We start from the raw sequence: 25,831 nt of genomic DNA on the forward strand, positions 1-25,831 counted from the left end.
GCTCCCTAGGGAGCACGAATTTTATTTTCGGAGCGCACCGCCGCTCCGGCTCTTTAACCCATGTGAGACTTGTCATGACCCTGAAGACCATCGAAGGTACCTTCATCGCCCCGAAGGGCAAATACGCCCTGGTGGTAGGCCGTTTCAACAGCTTCGTCGTCGAGAGCCTGGTCAGTGGCGCCGTCGACGCCCTGGTACGCCACGGCGTGAGCGAGAGCGAGATCACAATCATCCGTGCACCGGGTGCTTTCGAGATTCCTCTGGTCACCCAGAAGGTCGCTCAGCGTGGTGAATACGCGGCGATCATCGCCCTCGGCGCGGTCATCCGTGGCGGCACCCCGCACTTCGAATACGTCGCCGGCGAGTGCACTAAGGGTCTGGCCCAGGTCTCCATGGAATATGGCGTACCGGTCGCCTTCGGCGTGCTGACTGTCGACTCCATCGAGCAAGCCATCGAACGTTCCGGCACCAAGGCAGGTAACAAGGGGGCCGAAGCTGCGCTGTCTGCCCTGGAAATGGTCAGCCTGCTGGCGCAGTTGGAGGCCAAGTGAGCAACTCCGGTAACGGCCAGTCGGCCAAGAAGGGGCCCAGCGGCAAGATTCTCGCACGCCGTGAGGCCCGTACCCTGGCCATGCAGGCGCTGTATTCCTGGCACATTGCCGGGCAGCCGCTGAACGAGATCGAAGCGCAGTTTCGTGTCGACAACGATTTCAGCAAGGTCGATGGCGCTTACTTCCACGAGATCCTGCACGGTGTACCGCGGCAGAAGACCGAGCTGGACGAGGCCTTCACGCCGCTGCTCGATCGCCCGCTGGAAGAGATCGATCCGGTCGAGCTGGCCATCCTGCGCCTGTCCACCTACGAGCTGAAGAACCGCGTTGATGTGCCCTACAAGGTAGTGATCAACGAAGGTATCGAGCTGGCCAAGGTGTTCGGTGCCACTGACGGGCACAAGTTCGTCAACGGCATCCTCGACAAGCTCGCGCCCAAGCTGCGTGCGGCCGAAGTCAACGCCAACAAACGTTGAGGCCTATGGGGATGCTTGATTCACGATCTTGCGAGCTAGAGCCATGCAAGGCAAAAGCAGGCGAGGAAGCGCAGTGTGCTGTAGCACATGAGCATTCCGAGTCTGCTTTTAACGCAGCAGGGCCGACGCGCAGCAGATCGTTGCTTGCCCGTGAATGAGTTCGAGCTGATCCGTCACTACTTCGCCGCCGCCCGTTGCGCTCAGGGCGGTGACGGCGTGGTTCGCGGTATCGGCGATGACTGCGCCCTGCTGGCGTTGCCAGCGGGCGAGCAGTTGGCGGTGTCCACCGATACGCTGGTTGCCGGGGTGCACTTTCCCGACGCCTGCGATGCCTTTCTTCTCGGTCAGCGTGCGCTGGCCGTCTCCGCCAGTGACCTGGCTGCCATGGGCGCTACACCGCTGGCCTTTACTCTCGCTCTGACCTTGCCGAGCGCCAGTGAAACCTGGCTGGCCGAGTTTGCGCGTGGCCTGCAGCAGATGGCCGAGAACTGCTCGCTGGCGTTGGTCGGTGGCGACACCACGCGTGGCCCGCTAAGCCTGACGCTGACCGTGTTCGGCCGTGTGCCGGCCGGGCAGGCACTGTTGCGCAGCGGCGCGCAGGTGGGTGATCTGCTGTGCGTCGGCGGCGAGCTGGGTGACGCCGCTGGCGCCCTGCCGCTGGTATTGGCTCAGCGTGATGCAACGCCTGAAGTCGCCGAGCCTTTGCTGGCGCGTTACTGGTCGCCGCAACCGCAACTGGCCCTGGGGCATGCACTGCGCGGCCGAGCCACGGCAGCACTGGATATTTCCGACGGCCTGCTCGCTGACTGCAGGCATATCGCCAACGCCTCGCAGGTCGCCCTGCACATTGAGCTGGCGCGTGTGCCGATGTCTGCAGCGCTGCGCGCCTTTGCCGGTGAAGAGCAGGCGCGGATCTGCGCGCTCGGTGGTGGCGATGACTACCGTCTGGCCTTTACCCTACCGCCAGCGCTGTTCGCCGACATTCAGCGTGACTGGCCTGACGTCCGGGTTATCGGCCGTGTGCTGAACGGCACCGGGGTACAGCTGCTGGACGCCAATGGCCAGCCAATCGAGCCGCCGCGCGGCGGCTATCAACATTTCTGACAGGACGGAGTGCGTGTGACCGATCACCCCAACCAGGTTCCCGCCGAATACGTACCACCCTCGGTGTGGCGCAATCCGTGGCACTTCATCGCCTTCGGCTTCGGCTCCGGCACGCTGCCCAAGGCGCCGGGTACCTGGGGCTCGCTGGTGGCGCTGCCGTTCGTGCCGCTGTGGCAGATGCTGCCGGACTGGGGCTATTGGCTGCTGCTCGGGGTCACCATGCTGTTCGGCTTCTGGCTGTGCGGCAAGGTCGCTGACGACCTGCGCGTGCACGACCATGAAGGCATCGTCTGGGACGAAATGGTCGGCATGTGGATCACCCTCTGGCTGGTGCCCGAGGGTTGGGTCTGGTTGCTGCTAGGCTTTCTCATGTTTCGTCTGTTCGACATCGTCAAGCCCTGGCCGATTCGCTGGATCGATCGCCACGTACACGGCGGTGTCGGCATCATGCTCGATGACATCATCGCCGGGGTCTTTGCCTGGCTGGCCATGCAGGGGCTGGTCTGGGCGTGGGCCAACTACGGAGCAGGGCTGGGTTTCTAAGGAGTGGGCATGCGCATGAGGCAGGTCTGGCTGGGCGCGCTGCTGATGCTATGCGCTCTGAGCGGAGCTCAGGCTCAGAGCGAGCTGCCAGGTGAAATACGTCTGGCCAGCGAGATCTGGGAGGCCTATACCGAAGCCGACGGTACTGGCCTGGGTTGGGACGTCATGCGCAAGGTGTTCGAGCCGGCAGGTGTTCGCTTGAATATCCACAGCGTGCCCTATACCCGCTCCATCGGGCTGGTGCAGCGTGGCGAGGCCGATGCCTGGGTCGGGTCCTATCGTGACGAGGTCGAGGGGCAGGTGTTCTACCCCACGCACTACTATGATCGAGATCAGATCGTCGCACTTGGCCTCAAAAACAAACCTGTGCCGACCCTCGACAGCCTGGGCAAGTACCGGCTGGTCTGGGTGCGGGGCTACGGTTACGAGGAATATCTGCCGAATGTGCACGACTACCGGGAAGTGCAACGGCGTAGCGGTATCCTCGGCATGCTCGACCTGGGTCACGCGGATTTCTATATCGATGCGCGCCCCGAGGTCGACTATGTGCTGAGCCTGACTGGTAAGCCGCAGCAGTATCGCACGACGGATCTCACGCAACTGCCGCTCTATCTCGGCTTTGCCGATACGCCACGCGGGCATGCCCTGGCCGAACTCTTCGATCGGCGCATGACACAACTGATTGCCAGCGGTGAATTGCGACCGATCTTCGCCCACTGGCGCCAGCCCTATCCCTTCGACTGAGCCGGGAGACTTTCACATATGCAGCTTCGTTACTGTCTCGCCGCGCTGGCGCTGCTAGGTGCAAGTTCTTCCTGGGCGGCGACTCAGGTGCAGGTGGTTGGCCTGTTTCCTGGGGCGGCGGTGGTCAATGTCGATGGCCAGCGCAAGCTGGTGCGGGTCGGCCAGACCGGTCCGGGCGGGGTAGAGGTGGTCAGCGTCGACAAGCAGGGTGCGGTGCTGCGTGTCGAGGGTGTCGAGCGCGCCTATCCACTGAGTCGGGAATACAGTGCCGGTTTTGCCGAACCAGTAAGAAAGCGCCTGAGTATCGCCAAGGGGCCAGGTGGTCACTACTGGATCACCGGTTCGGTCAACGGCCAAAGCGTGCCATTCCTGGTGGATACTGGTGCCACGTCGGTTGCTCTCAACGAAGCCCAGGCGCGCCGTCTGGGCATCGACTTTCGCGTCAGTGGGCAACCGCTCACGGTCAGCACGGCCAGTGGCACGGCGCGGGGCTGGCGGGTGCGCCTGGATCGGGTCAAGGTCGGCGATATCGAGGTGCTGGGTGTCGAGGCCGTGGTGTTGGAGGGTGGCGCGCCCGCCGAAGCCTTGCTCGGCATGAGCTTCATGGGGCGGGTGGGCTGGCGCGAAGAACAAGGCATGCTGGTGCTCGAATCCAAGCTTTGAGGTTGCCATTGACAGTTTCGATACTGATGATCGGCAATTCTGACTGACCCGCCAGCGGGGGCTGCTGATACAATGCCGGCCCTGTTTCGTACTCATTGCTAGGAGTATCCGGTGTCCGTCGTGTTCGTCGCCGCCTCCCAACTGCCCACGCCCTTCGGTGTGTTCACCATGCACGGTTTCCTCGACGAGGTCACCGGCAAGGAACATGTCGCCCTGACCTTCGGCAATGTTGCCGACGGTGCACCAGTGCTAGGGCGTCTGCACTCCGAATGCCTGACCGGCGACGCGCTGTTCAGCCTGCGTTGCGATTGTGGTGCCCAACTGCAGGCTGCGCTGCAGGCCATCGCCAACGAAGGTCGCGGCGTGCTGCTGTATCTGCGTCAGGAGGGCCGGGGCATTGGTCTGCTGAACAAGATTCGCGCCTATGAGCTGCAGGACGGTGGGGCCGATACCGTGGAAGCCAACGAGCGCCTGGGTTTCGGCGCTGACCAGCGTGATTACGCCATCTGCCTGCCGATGCTCGAGCACCTGGGCATTCACAGCCTCAAGCTGATGACCAATAACCCGCGCAAGGTCAAGGCGCTGGGCGACATGGGTATCGCGGTGGATCACCGTGTGCCCTTGCAGATTGCACACAACCCCTACAACAAGCGCTACCTCGCCACCAAGGCCGGCAAGCTCGGTCATATGCTGGGCAACCAGCATCAGGGTGAGACCGAGGAGCGCCTGTGACCCGAGGCCAGGTAAAGCGGCGTCTTGCGCTGGCCTGGTGGCGTCAACTGGGCGTGGCGCTGGCGCCCTTGTTCATGCTCAACCTGCTGTTCGGCGGTGGTGGTCACACGGTCATGAGCATGCCGATGTTCATTGCCGGCCTGGCCTCGATGTTCGTCAGCCTGCCGCTGTTCTCTGCCTACAAACACGCTCTTATCGCCACCCAGAAAGCCCTCGATAGTGACGAGGAACCCACTGCCTGGCTGGAGCTGGATCGTATTCGTTTGCGCGCCTTGCTTGGCGCGGCGCTGCCTGCGTGGATCGCCGCGTTGGCAGTCCTTGCTGGCCTCGAGGCGATCCCGCTGGTTCTGCTGGCGCTGTCGTCCATCGTGCTGCACAGCCTCTACCGCATACCCCGCCAGTTGGGTTGATGCGCACGCTGCTGCTCGCGCTTTGCCTGCTGGCGTTGCCGCTGTCAGCTGCCGAGCGGGTAATCAGCCTGGCACCCTCGCTCAGTGAAATCATGCTCGACCTGGATGCTGCCGGCTTGCTGGTCGGCGTGCTCGAAGGCGATGAGCGTCCCGCCGCGCTGGCGCACCTGCCCACTGTTGGTCGTTATGGTCAGCTGGAATTCGAGCGACTGCTGCAACTGGCGCCGGATCTGATCCTTATCGCACCTGGCAGCGTGCCGCCGGCGCAACAAGCGCAGTTGCAGCGTTTCGGTATCGACCTGTTGATCGTCGAGCCGCAGCGCCTTGACCAACTCGGCGAGGCCTTCGTGCGCATTGGCGAGCGAGTGGGCCGGGCGGAGCAGGGCGAGCGGCTGGCGGCCGAGTTTCGCGCCGAGCTGCACGCGCTGCGTCAGCGCTACCAGCGTGAGCAGCCCCTGACGGTGTTCTATCAGGTGTGGCATCAGCCGCTGTACACCATCGGTGGCGAGCAATTGATCGGTGATGCCTTGCAGGTGTGCGGTGCGCGCAATCTGTTCGCCGATCTACCGCAGCCAGCGCCACAGGTCAGTGTGGAGGCGGTGCTGGCGCGTGACCCGGACGTGATACTCGGCGGCAGCAATGCCGAGCTGAGCGCCTGGCAAGCCTGGCCGCAGTTGCATGCCGTGCGTCTGGAACAGGTCTGGGCAGTGCCGGACAGGGGCCTGGAAAGGCCCAGCCGGCAGATGCTGGGTGCCATCGAGCAGTTATGTGAGCGGATGGCGGGGGCGCGGTAGCCTCTTCAGGCGGTACGCACCCTACAGCGGTCGTAGGGTGCGCTGTGCGCACCAAGCTCAGAGTTGTGGCGTCCAGGTCAGCGAGAGCATGGCGCTGCGGCCTTCTTCGCGGTAGCCGTAATAGCTCACGCTGCTGAAGAACGGATCATCCGGCCGGCTGTAAAGGGCCTGGGAATAGTCCTTGTCTAGCAGGTTGTCGACCTTGACCTGCCAAAGCAGTTCCTCGTCCATCTGCCAGCTCGCGCGTACGCCCAGCAGGCCGTAGCCGGCGATCTCGCGGTTGTTGGCGGCATCATCGTAGCGGCCGGAGAATGCCTGCCAGGTCATGCCGGCGGCGAACGCGCCGAACTGACGATCCAGGTCCAGGCTCAGGCTGCGCTTGGCGCGGCGCGGCAGGATATGGCCACTACTGCGGTCACGCGGGTCGAGTAGACTGGCGCCGAGGGCCACATGCCAGTCCAGCAGCTCGCGTTCGACACTCAACTCCAGGCCCTGCAGGCGCGCCTTGTTGACGTTCATTGGCGTGCTGAAGAAGGTAACCGGGTCGCTGACTACTGTGATCAGGTCCTCAACCTCGGTCCGGTAGGCCGACAGGCTCCAACGCGTATCCATGTGATCACCGCGCAGTTGAGCTTCGTAGGTTTTCGAGCGCTCCGGGGCAAGATCCGGGTTACCACCGTAGAACGAACTGGTCGGGAAGTAGAGGTCGTTGAAGGTCGGTGCATGGAAGCCCTCGCCATAGCTCAGCACTAGCTCCAGGCGCTCGGCCAGGTCCAGACTCAGCGCAGCATTCCAGGTGTTTTCACTGCCGAACTGCTGGTTGTCGTCGTGGCGCAAGCCCAGTTCGGTGGCGAAATCGTTGCCGCGATAGCGGTGCTGGGCGAAGGCTGCCCGGTTCCAGCGTTTGCTTTGGCTGAAGTCACTGTCGCTACCCAAGCGGTCCTCGTACCAGTCGAGGCCAAGTAGCACCTGGTGAGCGTCACCAAACCGCAGAGTGTTAAGCCAGCCGGCACTGTCGCGGTAGGTGTTGTAGGCGTAGTTGTTGTCGGCATTCAGCGGGTCGCGGTTTTCGCTCTTGTCCTCGCTATGACCGAGCTCCAGACGGCTGCTCCAGTTTTCGGCGAGTTGCGCTTCGAGATGGCCGGCAATGCTGGAGACGCTGAAGCGTTCGCTGGGGTTGCCCGGATCGAAACTGAACAGGTCGTCGTACTCGCTCTCGCCATGTTGCTCGAGCAGGCTCAGGCCTCCCTTGAGACGGTCGTTGAAGCGATGATCGAGGTTTAGGTTGAAGGCCTTACGGCGCAGGCCATCGTGGTCGTTGTCGTAGCCACGGCCATCTTGGGAGCGGTCGAAGCCGGCGCGTTCGACCAGGCTTGCGCCGAGATCGAAGCGGGTGCGCTGGTCACCGCCGGACATGCCTAGGCTACGCTCGAAGGTCTGTTGGCTGCCGGCGGCCAGGCGTAGGCGCGGCTGCAGGCCATCCTCGCCGCGCCGAGTGAAGATCTGGACCACCCCGCCAATGGCGTCGGAGCCGTAAAGCGCCGAGCGGGCGCCGCGCACGACCTCGATACGCTCGATTTGATCGGGGCTGAGAAACTCCAGACGGGCCAGACCGCTGGCAGCAGCATTCAGACGTACGCCATCTACCAGCACTAGGGTCTGGTTGGCGTTGGCGCCACGTAGGAACAGACTGGTGAGGCTGCCGCGACCGCCGTTCTGCACGATAGACACACCAGGCACGCGGCTGAGCAGGTCGGGTACGCTACTGACCTGCAGGCGTTCGATGTCGTCCCGCTCGAACACCGTGGTGGCAGCGGTGGCCTGCGCTTGCGGTTCGGCCAGGCGCCCGGAGGTGACGACCAGCGGTTCGGCCAGGTAGGGCTCGGCGGCAAGCGAGAGACCTGGCATGACTGCGATGGCCAGTGCCAGACGGGACAGTTTCATTCTCTTTCCTCAACGGTCGGCAGACGGTCAAGGAGGGCAGGTGCAAGCGCAGGCAGGGCAGCGCTTGACCGTGCTGCCCTCCGCAACACCAGTCGCACCGCCTTGGCCGGTCTCCGGGCTCTCGACCCGCGTCCGCCTTCCCAGGCATGACCCAGTGGCTGTTGGACGCGGTACACGCTCAGTGTGTGCAGTCGATTACCGTTGCGGGGGCAGCGTCGGCATTGCTCGTGACGAGCGCACCGACTTCCCGTTTAACACTGCTTGCGCAGCGCACCCTGGCGGAACATGAATGGCGCGCACCTTAGTGCGCACGCATATGAATGACAAGCAAACGCCGCTCATATAGCGATGAGCGGGCTTCATGCTCAGGCCTGCAGCAGGCTCAGGCGTTGACGCACCGCGCGTTCGATGCCGGCTTCGTCGAGACCGCACTCGGTGAGCATCTGGCTGGGCTTGGCGTGCTCGACGTAGTAGTCGGGCAGGCCCAGGTGCAGCATCGGCACCTGGCGATTTTCTGCAGCGAAGAATTCGCTGACCGCGCTGCCGGCGCCGCCCATGATGCTGTTTTCCTCAATGGTCACCAGCAGCGCGTGGCTGCCTGCCAGTTCGCGCAGCAGCGCTTCGTCCAGGGGTTTGACGAAGCGCATGTCGACCACCGTGGCGTCCAGCGTTTCACCGACGCGCAGGGCTTCGGCCAGTTGCACGCCGAAGGCCAGCAGGGCTACGCCCTTGCCCTGGCGACGCACGACCGCCTTGCCAATTTCCAGCGGCTCCAGGCCTGCATCGAGCGGCGCGTTGGGGCCGGTGCCGCGTGGGTAGCGTACCGCCGCCGGGCCGTCGAACAGGTGGCCGGTGGTGAGCATGCGGCGCAGCTCGTTCTCGTCGCTCGGGGTCATCACCAGCATGCCGGGGATGCAGCGCAGGTAGGAGAGGTCGAAGCTGCCGGCGTGGGTCGGGCCGTCTTCGCCGACCAGGCCGGCGCGGTCGATGGCGAACAGCACGTCGAGGTGCTGCACGGCCACGTCGTGAATCAGTTGGTCATAGGCGCGCTGGAGGAAGGTGGAGTAGATCGCCACCACCGGCTTGGCGCCCTCGCAGGCCATGCCGGCCGCCAGGGTTACGGCGTGCTGCTCGGCAATCGCCACGTCGAAGTAACGATCAGGAAAGCGCTCGCTGAACGCCACCAGATCCGAGCCTTCCTTCATCGCCGGGGTGATGCCGACCAGGCGCGCGTCCTGCTCGGCCATGTCGCACAGCCACTGGCCGAACACGTTGGAGTACTTCGGGCCACTGGGCTTCTTGGGTGCAGCGACAGGCGTTACCGGCTCCAGCTTGGTGATGGCGTGGTAGCCGATGGGGTCGACCTCGGCTGGGGCGAAGCCCTTGCCCTTCTTGGTCACCACATGGAGGAACTGCGGACCGTCGAGGTCGCGCATATTGCGCAGGGTGGCGAGCAGCGTGGGCAGGTCGTGGCCGTCGATGGGGCCGACGTAGTTCCAGCCCAGCTCCTCGAACAGGGTGCCTGGCACCAGCATGCCTTTGGCGTGTTCCTCGACCTTGCGCGCGATTTCCCAGGCGCCAGGCAGGCGCGAGAGGATCTTCTTGCTGCCCTCGCGCATGCTGGCGTAGGTGCGGCTGGAGATGATCTTGGCCAGGTAGTTGGACAGACCGCCGACATTCTTGGAGATAGACATGTCGTTGTCGTTGAGGATCACCAGCATGTTGGCGCCGACGTCGGTGGCGTGGTTGAGCGCCTCGAACGCCATGCCGGCGGTCAGTGCGCCGTCGCCGATCACCGCCACGCTCTTGCGCTTCTCGCCCTTCAGGCGGGCGGCGATGGCCATGCCCAGTGCCGCGCTGATGCTGGTGCTGGAGTGGCCGACGCCGAAGGTGTCGTACTCGCTCTCGCCGCGCCGTGGGAAGGCGGCCAGGCCGTCCTTCCGGCGCAGGCTACCCATTCGCTCACGACGGCCGGTGAGGATCTTGTGCGGGTAGGCCTGATGGCCGACGTCCCACACCAGACGGTCATCGGGGGTGTCGAAGACGTAATGCAGGGCGATGGTCAGCTCGATCACGCCGAGGCCGGCACCGAAGTGCCCGCCGCTCTGGCCAACGCTGTAGAGCAGGTATTGGCGCAGTTCGTCAGCGAGGGTTTCCAGGTCCGTTTCGGCCAGGCGGCGCAGTTCGTCGGGCGTGTTGGCGCTGTCGAGCAGCGGCGTCAACGGGCGCTCGCGGGGGATCTCGTGGAAAGTGGTCGGCATCAGGCGAATCGTTATAGGTGTAAAAGATGCGGCAGTTTACCTGATGCCAGGAAAACAGCCCAATCTGCTGACCACATCGGCGTTACCGGTAGTTTCGTGCGAGGAAATCCAGCAGCAGGGCGCTGACCCGCTCGCCGCATTCGGCCTGCAGCCAATGGCCGGCGCCGGGCAGGTCGTGGCGTTCCAGGTGCGGCACCTTGTCGCCCATGCGTTTCAGCGTCGGCGCCTCGAAGCGGCCCACCGGGTCGTGCTCGCCGAGCAGGAATAGCGTCGGCTGCTCTACCTGAAGCCCGGCCAGATGCTCGGTGCGCTGCCAGTTGCGTTCGAAGTTGCGGTACCAGTTCAGCGCGCCTCGAAAGCCGTGGCGCTCGAAGGTGCGCAGGTAGTGAGTGAACATCGCCTCGCTGCACCAGGGCGGCAGTGGCAGGTCATCCGGCATGCCATCGAACAGCCGCGCATTGGCCGGTTTGTCCGTCGCCAGCAGGGCATCGCCGAGGCCGCCGAGCAGCAGACGCAGGCTGCGGGCGATGTCGTCGTCCAGTTCGGCCTCGGCCACGCCTGGCTGCTGGAAGTAGAGGATGTAGTGGAATTGCCCGGCGTAGGCCTCGCGCATCATCTCGATGGCCGGGCGTTTCGGTCGGCCGCCGAAGGGCACCGACAGTGCGCCGAGCGCCTTGATCCGCTCAGGCTCCAGCAGCGCCAGGTGCCAGGCCACCGGCGCGCCCCAGTCATGGCCGACCACCACTATCTCGCGCTGGCCGAGCATGTCCATCGCCGCCTGGATATCGCCGCAGAGGGTGAGCAGGTCATAGGCCGCCGGATCGGCTGGCGCGCTGCTGGCGCCATAGCCGCGCATTTCCGGGGCGAACACGCGGTAGCCGGCGGCGGCCAGCGCCTCGATCTGCGGATGCCAGGCGTACCAGCATTCGGGAAAGCCATGCAGCAGCCACACCGGCTTGCCGTGCTCGTGGCCGGCGCTGTACAGGCTGAGTTCGATGCCATTGACGGCGAGCAGGCGGTGATCGATATGCATGGCTAATTACCAGGTGTCGATGAAGGGGCGTTTCTTGCCATCGCGCCGAGGCGCTCGTGGTATCGCGTTGAGCCCGCGCAGCAGCCAGGCGCGGCTGTCAGCCGGGTCGATCACCGCGTCGATCTCAAGATAACTGGCCATGTTCAGCGCCTTGCCGTTTTCGTAGGCCTTGGTCACCAGTTTGTCGAACAGCGCCTGGCGTGCGGCTTCGTCCGGTTGGGCCGCCAGCTCCTTGGCAAAGCCAAGGCGCACCGCGCCTTCGAGGCCCATGGCGCCGAATTCGCCACTAGGCCAGGCGGCGGTGAACAGCGGCGAATGGAAGCTACCGGCGGCCATGGCCTGGGCGCCGAGGCCGTAGCCCTTGCGCAGCACCAGGGTGAAGAAGGGCACCGTGAGGCTGGCGGCGGTGACGAACAGGCGCGAGACATGGCGCACCGTGGCCTGCTGCTCGGCTTGCGGGCCGACCATGAAGCCGGGGGTGTCGCACAGCGAGACGATGGGCAGGTCATGCGCCTCGCACAGTTGCAGGAAGCGCGCGGCCTTGTCGCCGGCCACGGCGTCGATGGCGCCACCCAGGTGCGCGGGGTTGTTGGCGATCAGGCCGAACGGCTTACCCTCGATACGAATCAGCGCGGTGACCAGACCGGGGGCGAACTGGCGGCGCAGTTCCAGCACGCTGCCGTGATCGGCCAGCAGCTCGATCACCCGGCGGATGTCGTACACGCGCAGGCGGTTTTCCGGGATCACCTGGCGCAGCTCGCGGGTGTCGCTGCACTGCCAGTCGCTCACCGGTCCTTGGAAATAGCCCAGGTACTGCTTGGCCACGGCGACCGCTGCGGCTTCGTCTTCCACCAGCACATCGATCACCCCATTGGGGCCTTGCACGCTGGTCGGGCCGACCTGCTCGGGGGTGAAGCTGCCGAGGCCGCCACCTTCGATCATCGCCGGGCCAGCCATACCGATGCTGGCATTGCGGGTGGCGATGATCACGTCGCAGCAGCCGAGCAGCGCGGCGTTGCCGGCGAAGCAGCGGCCGGAGACCAGGCCCACCGTCGGCACCAGGCCGGAGAGTTTGGCCATGGCGACGAAAGTGTGGCAGTCCAGCCCGGCCACGCCGACGAAATCGGTATCGCCTGGTCGGCCACCGCCGCCTTCGGCGAACAGCACCACCGGCAGGCGCCATTGCTCGGCCAGGGCCAGCATGCGGTCGGTCTTCTTGTGGTTCATCACGCCCTGGGTGCCGGCGAACACCGTGTAGTCGTAGGCAATGGCCATGCAGCGCGCGGCCTCGGCGCCGAAACTCGCGGCGTTGACCGTGCCGATGCCGGCGACCAAACCGTCGGCGGGGCTTAGCTCCAGCAGCTCCTCGGGCGAGCGGCGACGGCGCTGGGCGGCCAGGGCCATGGCGCCGTATTCGATAAAGCTGTCCTCATCGAGCAGGTCCGCGAGGTTCTCGCGCACGGTGCGCTGGCCGGTCTTTCGTCTTTTCGCCACAGCCTCGGGGCGGCGTGCATCGGTCAGGCGTGCGTGGCGCTCCAGCACCTCGGCCAGGTCGTCGCGGATATGCGCCAGGTCGACTGCTTGCTCGCCGTGGGCGTTGAGGCCATCCACCTCGGCCGGTTCCAGGAACGCCAGCGCCTGGCCCTCACCGATGGCCTCACCGGGGGCAACGGCCAGCGCGCGGACGATGCCGCTGTGCTCGGCCTTGACCTCGAACTCCATCTTCATCGCTTCCAGCACGGCGATGGCCTGGCCAGCGGCCACAGCATCGCCCTCGGCCACCGCCAGGCTGACCAGCACGCCAGCGCTGGGGGCGCTCAGGGCCAGGGTGCCAGGTGGTGCATCGACAGTGGCCTTGGTGCTGTGCCGCGCGGCGTCAGTGGCGAAGTAACGGTGTGGGTGGGCCTGCTCGCGGGCGGCCAGCAACTCGCTCAGATGCCGCTCGACGTAGGTGGTGTCGACCTGATTGGCGATCACCTCGTCGCGCTGCAGCAGGTTCTGCAGCAGGTGCAGGTTGCTCGCCACACCGTCGAGGCGGAACTCGCACAGCCCGCGGTAGGCGCGGCGTAGAGCGCTGGGATAATCGCTGGCGCTGGCGATCAGCTTCGCGATCAGCGAGTCGTAGGCCGGGCTGACGACGTAGCCGGCATAGCCGCAGCCATCCACACGCAGGCCCGGGCCGGAGGGCGGTTGATAGGCGCCGAGCACGCCACTGGCCGGGCGAGCGCTGCCATCGGCGAGCAGGGTTTCCAGATTTAGGCGCACCTGCACGGCATAGCCTTTCGTGGGCGGTGGAGTGAGCAGATTCAGCTCGGCCAGGCTTTTGCCAGCGGCCAGGTGCAGTTGCGTATGCAGCAGGTCGACGCCGGTGACCTGCTCGGTGACGGTGTGCTCCACCTGCACGCGCGGGTTGGCTTCCATGAAATAGAAGTGCCCTGGCTGGTCGAGGTCGAGCAGAAACTCGAAGGTGCCGATGCCGCGATAGTGCACCTCGGCTGCCAGGCGCAGGGCGCTGGCGGTGATCGCGTCACGGGTGGCCGCATCCAGGTCGGGGCTGGGGGCGATCTCTACCAGTTTCTGGTGGCGGCGTTGCAGACTGCAGTCGCGCTCCCACAGGTGGCTGACTGTGCCGCTGCCGTCACCAAGCACCTGCACTTCGATATGTCGGGCGCGGCGCACTCGCTTTTCCACGTACAGCGCGCCACTGCCGAAGGCGCCCTGGGCTTCGGAGGTGCAGCGGGCGAAGGCCTCGGCCAACTGCGCCGGCTCGTCCACTGCACGCATGCCGCGCCCACCACCGCCAGCCAGGGCCTTGAGCATCACGCTGCCGTGTTCGGCGAGAAAGGCAGCAGCCTGATCCAGGGTTACCGCCTGGTTGATGCCGGGTACCAGGGGGACGTTGCAGCGCTCGGAGAGATCTCGGGCGGCGGCCTTGTCGCCGAATAGCTGCAACGTCTCGGGCGTGGGGCCGACGAAGGTCAGCCCAGCGGCCTGGCAACGGCGAGCGAACTCGGCGTTCTCGGCGAGAAACCCGTAGCCGGGGTGGATGGCCGTGCAGCCCTGCTCACGAGCGATGGCGATGAGCTGATCCATATCCAGGTAGGCCGCGACACCGCGACCGACCAGCGCCACGTCCAGGTCGGCCTTGCGCGTGTGCAGGCAGGAGGTGTCGTCCTCGGCGTACACCGCGACACTGCGGATACCCAGGTCGGCGCAGGCCTGGGCGATGCGAATGGCGATCTCGCCACGGTTGGCGATCAGCAGGGCGGGGAAGGGCATGGCGGCTCCAGGCGTCTTGTCATTATCGAGCCCATCTTAGGTGGCTGGACGCGCGGGTAAAGCAAGCCTTATGCGGCGATCATGCGGTCATAGATGACAATGATGGAGTGGGGCGGCCATCGCGGCTGAAGCCGCTCCCACAAGAGCGGCCTAGCTGCATCGCCTAGGTTTTTAGAGGTGCCCCAGCCGATTCAGCGCAACGAGGCGATGGCCTGTGCGACCTGCATGTCGCTGCTATCTGCATCTGGATGGTCATGGCGGTACTGATGGAACGCCCCTTCCAGCCGTGCGCCGCGAATATCGCCGGCCGAGGCGACATAGGCCAGGGCATCGTCACGGGCGCTCTGGTAGGCGCGCAGCGAGTTGCTGGTGGAGGCGCTGATGCCGGCGGTACCGAGGCTGCTGCCCACGGTGAAGTGGTCACTGGAGTTGCCTTGCCCGTCCATGCCCCAGGCCTGGCTGGCGCTGAGCATAACGAGCAGGGCAAGGGCTCGCTTCATGCGTCGTTCAACTGCGCCGCTCGACGATATAACGCGCCAGCTCGCGCAGCGGTTCGGCGCTGTTGCCGAACGGGCGCAGCACGTGCAGGGCCTGGTCGCGCAGTTCCAAGGCATAGTCCTTGGCGGCGTCGAGGCCGAGCAGGGCGGGGTAGGTGGGTTTGTCGTGGGCTTCGTCCTTGCCCTGGGTCTTGCCCAGGGTGGCGGTATCGCTTTCCACGTCGAGGATGTCGTCCTGCACCTGAAAGGCCAGGCCGATGGCGCGGGCGTATTGCAGCAGGGCCTTGAGTGCCAGTTCGTCAGTGCTGCCGCTGGCCAGGGCACCGAGCGCCACGCTGGCCTCGATCAACGCGCCGGTCTTGTGCCGGTGCATGACTTCCAGTGCCTGCTGGTCGAGTTGCAGACCGACCGAGCCAAGGTCGATGGCCTGGCCGCCGACCATGCCCGCCGGGCCTGCAGCCTGGCTCAGCAGCTCGATCATTTGCAGGCGCGTCTCGGCATCTTGCGGGTTGCGGCGGCGGTCGGCGAGTACGCCGAATGCCAGGCTTTGCAGGGCGTCGCCGGCAAGGATTGCACTGGCTTCATCGAAGGCCTTGTGCGTGGTCGGCTGGCCACGGCGCAGGTCGTCGTCGTCCATCGCCGGCAGGTCGTCATGCACCAGCGAATAGGCGTGAATCAGCTCCACCGCGCAGGCCGCGCCATCGGCACGTTCGAGATCACCTTCGAGAGTTTCGCAGGCGGCGTAGACCAGTAGCGGACGTACGCGCTTGCCGCCATTCATGACGCTGTAGCGCATGGCCTGGTAGAGCCGTTCGAGTTCTGTGCGCGGTGCTTGGAACAGCTGTTCCAGAGCGGTATCGACGCGGGTCTGGCAGCGCTTCTGGTACGCCGCGATCATGCAGGCTCGTCCGTATCGAAGGGGGCGGGCTGCAACTCGCCATCACGCTCCAGCAGGATCTGCACCTTCTGCTCGGCCTGAGCCAGCGCGGCCTGGCACTCACGAGTCAGGCCGATGCCCTGCTCGAAGGCGGTCAGGGAGTCTTCCAGCGACAGCTCGCCGCTCTCCAGGCGCTCGACCAGAGTCTGCAGCTCGGCAAGGGAGTGTTCGAAGTCGGGAGCGGCTTTCTTGCGGGCCATGGTGCGGGTTCTCGCTGATTCTGGAACGGGCGCGACACTAGCAGAGCCGCGCCACTCGGGCAAATCAGCGGGCCCGGGAACGTGCTTCGGGGTTGGGCTCCGCGTAGGGTGCGCTGTGCGCACCAACAAGACCGCGATGGTGCGCACGGCGCACCCTACGGCCTATCCTAGATAGGTGCTCCAGAAGTAGTACAGCGTCATCGTGCTGCCGACCAGAATGACGAAGCTGCGCAGCAACGCAGGTGGTAGTTTCTCGCCCAGTGCGCCGCCGGCATAACCGCCGATGGTGGCGCCGGTAAGCAGGATGGCCAGCTCGTACCAGCTGACCCGGCCGGCGATGACGAAGGTCAGTGTGGCGATGCTGTAGATGACTGCCGAGATCAGATTCTTCAGGGCGTTGGCGCGTGCCAGCGGATGACCTTCGATGGAGAACGCGGCGAGCTGCAAAATGCCCATGCCGGCGCCGAAGTAGCCGCCATAGATCGACACGCTGATATGCGCGCTTAGCGACAGCGGCGTATGCGGTGGGTGTGCGGATGCCTTGTTCTTGCGCCGCTCGGCCAGCCAGCGTCCCAGCCATGGGCTGGCGGCAAATAGCGCAGTGGCGGCCAGCAACAGCCACGGGATCAACACGCGGAACACATCGTCGCCGCCGGCCAGCAGCAACAGGCCGCCCAGCAGGCCGCCGGCCAGGCCGGCCAGCAGCAGTGGAAGCAGATAACGACCCAGCGGCCGCAACGAGGCGCGCGCTGCCCAGGCACCAGCCAGGCTGGCCGGCCATAGGGCCACGGCGTTGGTGGCATTGGCCGTCACCGGTGGCAGGCCGGCGGCGAGCAGGGCAGGGAAGGAAAAGAAGGTTCCGCCACCTGCCAGGGCGTTCATGCCCCCAGCGGCGAAACCGGCGAGGGCCAGCAGCAGTAAATCGAACAGGGACATCGGGCAGGCTCGCACAAAAAAGGTGCAGCATAGAGCTGACCCTTCGGTCAGCCAAGTGCGACCAAAGTGACGAACCTGCCAATTGTCGTCTGTGCCAGGCCTATGCTTTGCGGCATCATCGCAGCACCTGTACTCGGTACCCGCGATGAACATCGACACCCGTATCAAATTCCGCCACCTGCTGTGCTTTCTCGAGATCGCTCGCCAGCGCAGTTTCGCCAAGGCGGCCGATGCCCTGGCGGTTAGCCAGCCGGCGATTTCCAAGACGCTCAAGGAACTGGAGGAGATCCTCGACGCCAGTCTGTTCGAGCGGGGCAAGAGCGGGGTGAGTCTGACCGCTGCCGGGGTGGCCTTCATGCGTTACGCCGGCCCCTGCGTGCAGGCGCTGCGTGATGGCGTGAATAGCCTGCGCGAAGGCGAGCATGAGGCTGGGCAGGTGCGCGTGGGCGTGCTGTCTACCGTCGAGAGCCTGCTGATTCCCGAGGTGGTCGGGCGCCTGCACCAACGTCATGCGGCGCTGGTGGTCAGCGTCGCCACCGGGCCAGGGGCCTATCTCTTGAGTCAGTTACGCGTCGGCGAGCTGGATCTGGTGATCGGCCGCATGACCGACAGCCCGGACATCCAGGGCCTGACGTTCGAGCACCTGTACAGCGAGTCGATGACCCTGGTGGTACGCCCGGGGCATCCGTTGCTGGCTGCCGGAGAGGAGGCGCTGGGGCGGTTGGGTGATTACCCGTTGGTATTGCCGACGACCGGCACCACCATCCGCAAGCATGCCGACAGCCTCTTCGTGCAATGCGGGGTGACGCCTTCGCGGCAGCGTCTGGAAACCCTCTCGCCGGCCTTGAGTCGGCGCTACGTGCTGTGCAGCGATGCGCTGTGGGTGGCGCCGCAGGACGCCGTATGCCTGGACGTGCGACGCGGCGAGCTGGTCGAGTTGCAACTGCCGGTGCGTGAGCCTGGTGGCTCGGTAGGCATCTGCCGTAACAGTGCGCTGGGGCTGTCACTGGCGGGGGAGCGCTTCTGCGATGTGCTGCGCGAGGTGGCGCAAGCCTACCGCGAGGGTGCTTTTCCATAACCATTTGGTTATGTTTTGACGGCGTCTTTTCAATGTTCATCTAGGCAGGTTTGGCCGAGACTGCGCCAACTCCCCAGGGAACCTGCACCCTGGGAAAACTCCACAATAGCCATAACAGGAGTGCACCATGCCTGCCGAGGACAACCGTCGCTTTGCCATTCGCGACCGCAACTGGCATCCGAAAGCCTTCACCCCCGATTACAAGACTTCCATTGCCCGTTCGCCGCGTCAGGCGCTGGTAAGCATTCCGCAGTCGATTTCCGAAACCACCGGTCCGGATTTCTCGCACCTGAAGTTCGCCGAGCACGACAACGATCTGCTGCTCAACTTCAACAACGGTGGGCTACCCATCGGTGAGCGCATCATTGTCTCCGGCCGGGTCATGGACCAGTACGGCAAGCCGATCCCGCATACCCTGGTGGAAATGTGGCAGGCCAACGCAGGCGGCCGCTATCGCCACAAGAACGACCGCTATCTGGCGCCGCTCGACCCCAACTTCGGCGGTGTCGGCCGCGCGCTGACCGACAGCGAAGGCCGCTACATCTTCCGCACCATCAAGCCCGGCCCCTATCCGTGGCGTAACAATCCCAACGACTGGCGCCCGGCGCATATCCACTTTTCGCTCAACGGCCCGTCGATCTCCACGCGCCTGATCACCCAGCTGTATTTCGAGGGCGACCCGCTGATCCCGCTGTGCCCGATCGTCAAATCCATCGCCAACCCGGACGCGGTGCAGACGCTGATCGCCAAGCTGGATATGAGCACGGCCAATCCGATGGATTGCCTGGCCTACCGCTTCGATATCGTGCTGCGTGGCCAGCGTAAAACCCATTTCGAGAACAAGTAAGGAGGGATGACCATGCCTGTTGAATTGCTGCCGGAAACCCCTTCGCAAACCGCCGGACCCTACGTGCATATCGGCCTGGCCCTGGCTGCCGCGGGTAACCCGACCCGCGAGCAGGAAATCTGGAACCAGATGGCGCGCCCTGAAGCCCCGGGCGAGCACATCGTGCTGGTCGGTCATGTCTATGACGGCAATGGCCACCTGGTGCGCGATGCCTTCCTCGAGCTGTGGCAGGCCGATCATCAAGGCCACTACGACGAGGATTACGACCAGTCCAAGTCGTTCAACGGCTTTGGCCGTACCGCCACCACCTTCGATGCTGGCAGCGAATGGTTCGCTTACACGGTCAAGCCGGGTGTGGTGAAAAACGCCGCCGGGGTGCCGATGGCGCCGCATATCAACGTCGCGCTGTTCGCTCGGGGCATCAACATCCACCTCAATACTCGCCTGTATTTCGAGGATGAGGCCGAAGCCAACGCCAAGGACCCGGTGCTCAACCTGATTGAGCAGCCGCAGCGCCGTGAGACGCTGATCGCCAAACGTTGCGAAGTGGAGGGCAAGACCGCCTACCGTTTCGATATCCGTATCCAGGGGGACGGCGAGACAGTGTTCTTTGACTTCTGACCCGGTGGCGCCCGCCGAGGCGGTGCGCCGTCACTTTGACCGCGAGCTGGCGGCTCGGGGCTTTCGCGCCGACCCCGCCCAGCAGCGGGCCATCGCCCAACTTGCCGACTGGCTGGGCGCGCAGCTGGCGTCCAAGCGGCGCTGGCGACGTCCGGCTGCAGGTGTCTACCTGTGGGGCGGTGTCGGGCGCGGCAAGAGCTTCGTCATGGATTGCCTGTTCGCCGCCGCGCCCGTGGCGAACAAGCGCCGGGTGCACGTGCACGGTTTTCTCCAGGAGCTGCAACGGCGCCTGAACGCTTACAGCGGCCAGCCCGAGCCGCTGGCCCGGGTCGCCGCCGACCTGGCCGTGGAAGCGCGCCTGCTGTGCTTCGATGAGTTCCATGTGCACGACATCGGCGACGCCATTCTCCTCGGGCGCCTGCTCGAATGCCTGCTGCGTGAAGGCGTGGCGTTGGTGTTCACGTCCAATTTCGCACCGGCCGGGCTGTGCCCGAACCCGCTCTATCATGTACGCTTCAGGCCGTTCATCGCGTTGCTGCAGCGCCATTGCCAGGTACTCGAACTGGATGCCGGCGAAGACTATCGCCAGCACACCCGGCACGATTGGGGGCGCTTCATCCAGGCGCCTGCCGAACGGGCCGACAGCCTGTTGTGCCGCGCCTTGCAGATCGTGGCGGGCGAGGGCGGCGAGCTGCAACTGAACCGCCGCTCGTTCGCCTTGCGGGGGCGAAGCGGGCAGGGGATCTGGCTGGATTTTTCGGCGCTGTTCGAGGTGCCGTCATCGACCGCGGATTACCTGTGGTTGTGCGAACATCTCGCTTGCGTCGCCGTCAGTAACGTTCCACCGCTGCATCGGCTGTCACTGGATGTGCAGCAGCGGGTGATCAACTTCATCGACGTTGCCTACGACAGTGGGGTGGTCCTGCTGCTCGCCAGCGAGTCGAGCCTGGAGCAGGTGTGCGCCGATATCGGCGCCAGCGATTTCAGCCGCACCCGCAGCCGTTTGCAGCAACTGTCCAGCTCTGTGGAGAACTGCGTCGCGTGTTAGCCGTACTCAGCATTACCGCACCGATTTTCATCCTGATCGGTCTGGGTTTCGTGTCGGTACGGGGTGGTCTGGTCAACCGCGAACAACTGCGCGGCATGGGCACCTTCGTCATCACCTTCGCCTTGCCCGCCCTGGTGTTCAACGCCCTGGCCAAGCGGCCGCTGAGCGAGGTGCTCAACGTGCCGTACATGGGCGCCTATGCCCTGGGCTCGCTGACGATCTTCGCCATCGGTTTTGCCGTGGCCTTCTGGTTGCGCCGGCAGGGCGTGTCGCGCAGCGCGATCATGGCCCTGGGCGTGTCGGTGTCCAACAGCGGTTTCGTCGGTTACCCGATCGCGCTCACGGTGCTGGGCGAGCAGGCCGCCGTAGCGCTGGCCCTGGGCATGCTGGTGGAGAACCTGCTGATGATCCCCCTGGCGCTGATGCTTGCCGAGAGCGGACAGCAGCAGGCGCAGTCGAAGTGGGCGGTGCTTGGTGAAACCCTCAAGCGCCTGCTGAAGCACCCGATCATCGTCGGTATCAGTCTGGGCCTGGCGGTCTCGTTGCTGGGGATCGACCTGCCGACCCTGCTGAGCCGGCCCATCGACATGCTGGCCAGTGCCTCGGCGCCGGTGGCGCTGTTCGTGATCGGCGGCACCCTGTACGGCATGAAGGCCAATGGCGTGTGGCGCGAGGTGGCGCAAATCAGCCTGGCCAAGCTGCTGTTGCACCCGCTGGCGGTGTTCACCGCGCTGATGCTGATGCCCGGTATCGAGCCGCACATGCTGGTGGCCGGGGTGCTGTTCGCCAGCGCGCCGATGCTGAGCATCTACCCGATCATGGGGCAGCGTTTCGGCCTCGAGGAGCGTTGCGCGGCGGCGCTGGTCGGGGCGACCGTGCTGGCGTTCTTCACTATCAGTGCGCTGATCGGCTTCATCGAATTCCGCGGGCTGCTCGCGTAAACAGTGGCGAACCCCGCCCGCGCCCTGAGGGGTACCTGACCGTAACGGCTGGGGCTGGGCAGCGGCAAGGGTATTGAGCCTCGTAGCCCGGATGAAATCCGGGAATGACTGACACGATGGTCGCGGATTGCATCCGGGCCACAGAAGTGTCGTTCGCTATATTGCTCAGCATGTTTGCGATTACCGCACGACGGTTCGATAATCGCCAAGTGCTGTTCATCGCCGTTTCGGAGTCATCATGAGCGAAACCCGTCCGCCGCTTACCAGTCTTGCACCGCCGCCCTACGTATCGCCGGCCAAGCGTATCGAGGAGTTCGCTGGCGACCCCAACTTCATGACCTCCCTGGCGCGGGGCCTGGCGGTGATCAACGCCTTCCAGGAGCGCAAACGCCACCTGACCATCGCGCAGATCAGCCACCGCACCGAGATTCCTCGTGCTGCCGTGCGCCGCTGTCTCTACAGCCTGATGAAGCTGGGCTACGTCACCACCGACGGGCGCACCTATTCGCTGCTGCCCAAGGTCCTCACCCTGGGCCACGCCTACCTGTCGTCGACGCCGCTGGCGGTATCCGCGCAGCCGTTTCTCGACCGCCTCAGCGAGCAACTGCACGAGGCCTGCAACCTGGCCACGCTGGAGGGCGAGCAGGTGCTCTACATCGCCCGCTCGGCCATCCCGCAACGGCTGATCTCGGTGGACCTGAGCGTCGGCAGCCGCCTGCCGGCCTACTGCACGTCGATGGGCCGCATCCTGCTCGCCGCACTGGATGACGATCAGTTGCAGGACTACCTGGCCCACGCCGAGATGCAGCCCAAGACCAGCCGTACCTTGCACACCCCCGACGCGCTGTGGGAGTGCCTGCAGCGCGTGCGGCACCAGGGCTGGTGCATCGTCGACCAGGAGTTGGAGCAAGGCCTGCGTTCGCTGGCGGTGCCGGTGTACGACTCCGCCGGCCACGTGCTGGCGGCGATGAACATCAGCACCCACGCTGCTCGCGTTCCGGCCGCCGAGCTGGAAAAACGCTACCTGCCGCTGATGCTGTCGGCCAGCCGAGAGTTGAGCGGGCAGTTGTTCCGCGCGGTGTAAGCGTTCGAAGGTGTTCGATAATCGCCCGATATGGCGATTATCGGATTGTTCTCATCAAGGTCAGTTTTTAATGTGGCAGGTATCCACCGCGCTCGCTTCGGTGGCGCCTGCAACCTGACGAGAACAATACGATGGCCGACATCATCACCCTGCGCGACGCCATTTCGCGCCATGTCCAGGACGGCGATTGCGTCGCCCTCGAAGGCTTCACCCACCTGATTCCCACTGCCGCTGCCCACGAGATCATCCGCCAGCGCAAGAAAGACCTGCACCTGGTACGCATGACCCCGGACCTGGTCTACGACCTGCTGATCGGCGCCGGTTGCGCGCGCAAGCTGACCTTCTCCTGGGGCGGCAACCCCGGTGTCGGCTCGCTGCACCGCCTGCGCGACGCGGTCGAGAAGCACTGGCCACACAAGCTGGAAATCAGCGAGCACAGCCACGCCGCCATGGCCAACGCCTACGTGGCCGGCGCCTCCAACCTGCCGTTCGCCGTGCTGCGTGGCTACCAGGGTTCCGACCTGGTCAAGGTCAACCCGGAGATCAAGTTCATCGAGTGCCCCTTCACCGGCGAGAAGCTGGCGGCGATCCCCAGCGTTCGCCCGGACGTCACCGTGATCCACGCGCAGAAGGCCGACCGCAAGGGCAACGTGCTGATCCAGGGCATCCTCGGCGTGCAGAAGGAAGCCGCCCTGGCCGCCAAGCGCTGCATCATCACCGTCGAAGAAATCGTCGACGACCTGCAGGCGCCGATGAACGCCTGCGTGCTGCCGACCTGGGCCATCAGCGCTGTCTGCGTGGTACCCGGTGGCGCCCATCCGTCGTACGCCCATGGCTACTACGAGCGCGACAACCGCTTCTATCAGGCCTGGGACCCTATCGCCCGTGACCGCGACACCTTCACCGCCTGGATCGATGAGTACATCCGTGGCACCGAGGATTTTGCGCAGTACCAGGCGAAAGTGAATGGGGAGGCCAAGTGATGAGCGCGTTCAACACCAATGAAATGATGACCGTGGCTGCCGCCCGCCGCCTCGGCAATGGCAGCGTCTGCTTCGTCGGCATCGGCCTGCCGTCCAAGGCCGCCAACCTGGCGCGCCTGACTCATGCGCCGGAAGTGGTGCTGATTTATGAATCCGGCCCGATTGGCGCCAAGCCGAGCGTGCTGCCGCTGTCCATCGGTGACGGCGAGCTGGCGGAAACCGCCGACACCGTGGTGCCGACCGGCGAGATTTTCCGCTACTGGCTGCAGGGCGGGCGGATCGACGTTGGCTTCCTCGGCGCCGCCCAGGTCGACAAGTTCGGCAACATCAACACCACCGTGATCGGCGATTACCACGCGCCGAAAGTGCGCTTGCCGGGCGCCGGTGGCGCGCCGGAAATCGCCGGTTCGGCGAAGAAGGTGCTGATCATCCTCAAGCAGGGCCATCGCACCTTCGTCGACAAGCTGGCGTTCATCACCTCGGTCGGTCACGGCGAGGGCGGCGACCACCGCAAGCGCCTGGGCCTGCCTGGTGACGGCCCGGTGGCGATCATCACTGACCTGTGCATCATGGAGCCGGAAGCCGGCAGCAACGAATTCATCGTCACCTCGCTGCACCCGGGTGTGACCCGCGAGCAGGTGATCGAGAACACCGGCTGGCAAATTCGCTTCGCCGACAACCTGACCACCACCGAGGCGCCAAAAGCCGAGGAACTGGCCGCCTTGCGTGACCTGGAAGCGCGCACCGCTGCCGCTCATGGTCAGGCTGGAGGTGAGGAATGAGCCGCGAGGTATTCATCTGCGACGCCATCCGCACGCCGATTGGTCGCCTCAATGGCGCGCTGTCGGCGGTACGCGCCGACGACCTGGCGGCGATTCCGCTCAAGGCGTTGGTGGAGCGTAATCCGCAGGTCGACTGGTCTGCCGTCGATGAAGTGTTCATGGGCTGCGCCAACCAGTCCGGCGAAGACAACCGCAACGTTGCCCGTATGGCGCTGCTGCTCGCCGGCCTGCCGGAAACGGTGCCGGGCGTGACCCTCAACCGCCTGTGCGCCTCGGGCATGGAAGCGGTCGGTGCTGCCTTCCGCGCCATCGCCTCGGGTGAGATGGAATTGGCCATCGCGGCTGGCGTCGAGTCCATGACCCGCGCGCCCTACGTGATGGGCAAGGCCGACAGCGCCTTCGGCCGTGGCCAGAATCTGGAAGACACCACCCTGGGCTGGCGCTTCGTCAACCCGCTGATGAAGGCGCAGTACGGCGTCGACCCGATGCCGGTCACTGGCGACAACGTCGCCGAGGACTACGGCGTCAGCCGCGCCGACCAGGACGCGTTCGGCCTGCGCAGCCAGCAGCGCGCGGCAGCGGCCCAGGAGAGCGGCTACTACGCCGAGGAAATCGTCCCGGTGGTGATCAAGACCAAGAAGGGCGAGATCGTCGTCGACCGTGACGAGCACCCGCGTGCCGACACCACCGCCGAAGGCCTGGCCAAGCTCAAACCGGTCAATGGCGAAGGCAAAACCGTCACTGCCGGCAACGCCTCGGGCCTCAATGACGGCGCCTCGGCGATGATCCTGGCCTCGGCTGAAGCCGTTAAGCAGTACGGCCTCAAGCCGCGCGCCAAGGTGCTGGGCATGGCCAGCGGCGGCGTGGCGCCACGCATCATGGGCGTCGGCCCGGTGCCAGCGGTGCGCAAGTTGCTGACTCGCCTGAACCTGGATATCAATGCCTTCGACGTGATCGAGCTCAACGAAGCCTTCGCCGCTCAAGGCCTGGCCGTCACCCGCGACCTCGGTCTGCCGGACGACAGCGCCAAGGTCAACCCGAACGGCGGCGCTATCGCCCTCGGCCACCCGCTGGGCATGAGCGGCAACCGCCTGGTGCTGACCGCCGTGCATCACCTGGAAAAGACCGGCGGCAAGCTCGGCCTGGCGACCATGTGCGTGGGCGTCGGCCAGGGCCTGGCGCTGGCCATCGAGCGGGTGTGAGGACAGCTGATTCGAGCGCCTAGGGTGGGCCGGGCGGCGCCACCATGTCCACTACGGCTATTGGTGGAGCGCGTAGGGTGGGCTTTAGCCCACCATTGACGGTGGTGGGCTAAAGCCCACCCTACGGCCCTCCCACGGCCG

The 25,831-nt window shown here is 65.2% G+C and carries 26 protein-coding genes and 1 riboswitch; of the genes, 18 read left to right on the plus strand and 8 right to left on the minus strand.

Annotation, left to right across the window (positions count from 1 at the left end; all coding sequences use genetic code 11):
* Positions 1 to 74: 74 nt before the first annotated feature.
* The 9 genes from ribH (at position 75) to CDO35_RS19585 (ending at position 6,017) form a co-directional block, all read left to right on the plus strand.
* Positions 75 to 551: a 6,7-dimethyl-8-ribityllumazine synthase gene (gene ribH / locus CDO35_RS19545; protein WP_064495009.1), complete on the plus strand. Its 477-nt coding sequence runs from the start codon at positions 75 to 77 to the stop codon at positions 549 to 551.
* A complete protein-coding gene (nusB, locus tag CDO35_RS19550) occupies positions 548 to 1,027 on the plus strand; it encodes a transcription antitermination factor NusB (RefSeq protein ID WP_099526294.1) in 480 nt (159 codons plus the stop codon). The genes ribH and nusB overlap by 4 nt, the downstream gene beginning before the upstream one ends.
* A 150-nt stretch (positions 1,028 to 1,177) precedes the next feature.
* Entirely contained in the window at positions 1,178 to 2,131 is a 954-nt protein-coding gene (gene thiL / locus CDO35_RS19555) for a thiamine-phosphate kinase (protein WP_099526381.1), read from the plus strand.
* 15 nt (positions 2,132 to 2,146) lie between these two features.
* Positions 2,147 to 2,674: a phosphatidylglycerophosphatase A family protein gene (locus CDO35_RS19560; protein ID WP_064495007.1), complete on the plus strand. Its 528-nt coding sequence runs from the start codon at positions 2,147 to 2,149 to the stop codon at positions 2,672 to 2,674.
* Between the two features lie 9 nt (positions 2,675 to 2,683).
* Positions 2,684 to 3,418 (plus strand): substrate-binding periplasmic protein, encoded by a 735-nt coding sequence (locus CDO35_RS19565; RefSeq protein WP_099526295.1) that lies wholly within the window; start codon positions 2,684 to 2,686, stop codon positions 3,416 to 3,418.
* An 18-nt stretch (positions 3,419 to 3,436) separates the two neighbouring features.
* Entirely contained in the window at positions 3,437 to 4,081 is a 645-nt protein-coding gene (locus CDO35_RS19570; RefSeq protein ID WP_099526296.1) for a TIGR02281 family clan AA aspartic protease, read from the plus strand.
* A gap of 111 nt (positions 4,082 to 4,192) precedes the next feature.
* On the plus strand, positions 4,193 to 4,813 hold the full coding sequence (gene ribA / locus CDO35_RS19575) for a GTP cyclohydrolase II (RefSeq protein WP_099526297.1): 621 nt from the start codon (positions 4,193 to 4,195) through the stop codon (positions 4,811 to 4,813).
* Positions 4,810 to 5,223 carry an MFS transporter gene (locus CDO35_RS19580; protein ID WP_099526298.1) on the plus strand — a complete coding sequence of 138 codons (414 nt, stop codon included), beginning with the start codon at positions 4,810 to 4,812 and terminating at the stop codon, positions 5,221 to 5,223. The genes ribA and CDO35_RS19580 overlap by 4 nt, the downstream gene beginning before the upstream one ends.
* Complete coding sequence (locus tag CDO35_RS19585; RefSeq protein ID WP_099526299.1) at positions 5,223 to 6,017, plus strand: cobalamin-binding protein; 795 nt, start codon at positions 5,223 to 5,225, stop codon at positions 6,015 to 6,017. Before CDO35_RS19580 ends, CDO35_RS19585 begins: the two co-directional genes overlap by 1 nt.
* Positions 6,018 to 6,074: 57 nt before the next feature.
* Here the strand turns inward: CDO35_RS19585 and CDO35_RS19590 are convergent, their stop codons facing one another.
* The 8 genes from CDO35_RS19590 to CDO35_RS19625 all read right to left on the minus strand — a co-directional run bounded on the left by CDO35_RS19590 (position 6,075) and on the right by CDO35_RS19625 (position 17,104).
* Positions 6,075 to 7,961, minus strand: coding sequence for a TonB-dependent receptor domain-containing protein (locus CDO35_RS19590; protein ID WP_099526300.1), 1,887 nt, complete (start codon positions 7,959 to 7,961; stop codon positions 6,075 to 6,077).
* A gap of 87 nt (positions 7,962 to 8,048) precedes the next feature.
* A riboswitch (cobalamin riboswitch) is annotated at positions 8,049 to 8,254 on the minus strand.
* A gap of 72 nt (positions 8,255 to 8,326) precedes the next feature.
* Positions 8,327 to 10,222, minus strand: coding sequence for a 1-deoxy-D-xylulose-5-phosphate synthase (gene dxs / locus CDO35_RS19595; RefSeq protein ID WP_099526301.1), 1,896 nt, complete (start codon positions 10,220 to 10,222; stop codon positions 8,327 to 8,329).
* Positions 10,223 to 10,304: 82 nt separating this feature from the next.
* The gene (locus tag CDO35_RS19600; RefSeq protein ID WP_099526302.1) at positions 10,305 to 11,255 is read right to left on the minus strand and encodes an alpha/beta fold hydrolase; all 951 of its coding nucleotides are present in this window, start codon (positions 11,253 to 11,255) and stop codon (positions 10,305 to 10,307) included.
* A 6-nt stretch (positions 11,256 to 11,261) separates the two neighbouring features.
* A complete protein-coding gene (locus CDO35_RS19605; RefSeq protein WP_099526303.1) occupies positions 11,262 to 14,534 on the minus strand; it encodes a carboxyl transferase domain-containing protein in 3,273 nt (1,090 codons plus the stop codon).
* Positions 14,535 to 14,725: 191 nt separating this feature from the next.
* Positions 14,726 to 15,034, minus strand: coding sequence for a DUF2388 domain-containing protein (locus CDO35_RS19610; RefSeq protein WP_099526304.1), 309 nt, complete (start codon positions 15,032 to 15,034; stop codon positions 14,726 to 14,728).
* A gap of 7 nt (positions 15,035 to 15,041) precedes the next feature.
* Complete coding sequence (gene ispA, locus CDO35_RS19615) at positions 15,042 to 15,929, minus strand: (2E,6E)-farnesyl diphosphate synthase (RefSeq protein ID WP_064494999.1); 888 nt, start codon at positions 15,927 to 15,929, stop codon at positions 15,042 to 15,044.
* Positions 15,926 to 16,168 carry an exodeoxyribonuclease VII small subunit gene (locus tag CDO35_RS19620; RefSeq protein WP_003463176.1) on the minus strand — a complete coding sequence of 81 codons (243 nt, stop codon included), beginning with the start codon at positions 16,166 to 16,168 and terminating at the stop codon, positions 15,926 to 15,928. The genes ispA and CDO35_RS19620 overlap by 4 nt, the downstream gene beginning before the upstream one ends.
* A 162-nt stretch (positions 16,169 to 16,330) precedes the next feature.
* On the minus strand, positions 16,331 to 17,104 hold the full coding sequence (locus tag CDO35_RS19625; RefSeq protein ID WP_099526305.1) for a sulfite exporter TauE/SafE family protein: 774 nt from the start codon (positions 17,102 to 17,104) through the stop codon (positions 16,331 to 16,333).
* A 145-nt stretch (positions 17,105 to 17,249) separates the two neighbouring features.
* Here CDO35_RS19625 and pcaQ point away from each other — a divergent pair, with 145 nt between their 5' ends.
* From pcaQ to pcaF, 9 genes are all read left to right on the plus strand, one after another.
* Positions 17,250 to 18,182, plus strand: a complete 933-nt coding sequence (gene pcaQ / locus CDO35_RS19630; protein WP_099526306.1) for a pca operon transcription factor PcaQ — start codon at positions 17,250 to 17,252, stop codon at positions 18,180 to 18,182.
* 127 nt (positions 18,183 to 18,309) lie between these two features.
* Positions 18,310 to 19,029, plus strand: a complete 720-nt coding sequence (gene pcaH, locus CDO35_RS19635; protein WP_099526307.1) for a protocatechuate 3,4-dioxygenase subunit beta — start codon at positions 18,310 to 18,312, stop codon at positions 19,027 to 19,029.
* Positions 19,030 to 19,041: 12 nt separating this feature from the next.
* Positions 19,042 to 19,650 carry a protocatechuate 3,4-dioxygenase subunit alpha gene (gene pcaG, locus CDO35_RS19640; protein ID WP_099526308.1) on the plus strand — a complete coding sequence of 203 codons (609 nt, stop codon included), beginning with the start codon at positions 19,042 to 19,044 and terminating at the stop codon, positions 19,648 to 19,650.
* 4 nt (positions 19,651 to 19,654) lie between these two features.
* The gene (gene zapE, locus CDO35_RS19645; protein WP_099526309.1) at positions 19,655 to 20,698 is read left to right on the plus strand and encodes a cell division protein ZapE; all 1,044 of its coding nucleotides are present in this window, start codon (positions 19,655 to 19,657) and stop codon (positions 20,696 to 20,698) included.
* Positions 20,692 to 21,639, plus strand: a complete 948-nt coding sequence (locus CDO35_RS19650) for an AEC family transporter (RefSeq protein WP_099526310.1) — start codon at positions 20,692 to 20,694, stop codon at positions 21,637 to 21,639. The genes zapE and CDO35_RS19650 overlap by 7 nt, the downstream gene beginning before the upstream one ends.
* A gap of 238 nt (positions 21,640 to 21,877) precedes the next feature.
* The gene (locus CDO35_RS19655) at positions 21,878 to 22,723 is read left to right on the plus strand and encodes an IclR family transcriptional regulator (RefSeq protein WP_099526311.1); all 846 of its coding nucleotides are present in this window, start codon (positions 21,878 to 21,880) and stop codon (positions 22,721 to 22,723) included.
* Between the two features lie 131 nt (positions 22,724 to 22,854).
* Positions 22,855 to 23,706: a CoA transferase subunit A gene (locus tag CDO35_RS19660; protein ID WP_099526312.1), complete on the plus strand. Its 852-nt coding sequence runs from the start codon at positions 22,855 to 22,857 to the stop codon at positions 23,704 to 23,706.
* Complete coding sequence (locus CDO35_RS19665) at positions 23,706 to 24,488, plus strand: CoA-transferase subunit beta (protein WP_099526313.1); 783 nt, start codon at positions 23,706 to 23,708, stop codon at positions 24,486 to 24,488. Before CDO35_RS19660 ends, CDO35_RS19665 begins: the two co-directional genes overlap by 1 nt.
* Positions 24,485 to 25,690: a 3-oxoadipyl-CoA thiolase gene (pcaF, locus tag CDO35_RS19670; RefSeq protein WP_099526314.1), complete on the plus strand. Its 1,206-nt coding sequence runs from the start codon at positions 24,485 to 24,487 to the stop codon at positions 25,688 to 25,690. The genes CDO35_RS19665 and pcaF overlap by 4 nt, the downstream gene beginning before the upstream one ends.
* Positions 25,691 to 25,831: the final 141 nt, after the last annotated feature.

Origin of the sequence: Pseudomonas sediminis (assembly GCF_002741105.1) — a bacterium.
GTDB classification, from domain to species: Bacteria; Pseudomonadota; Gammaproteobacteria; order Pseudomonadales; family Pseudomonadaceae; genus Aquipseudomonas; species Aquipseudomonas sediminis.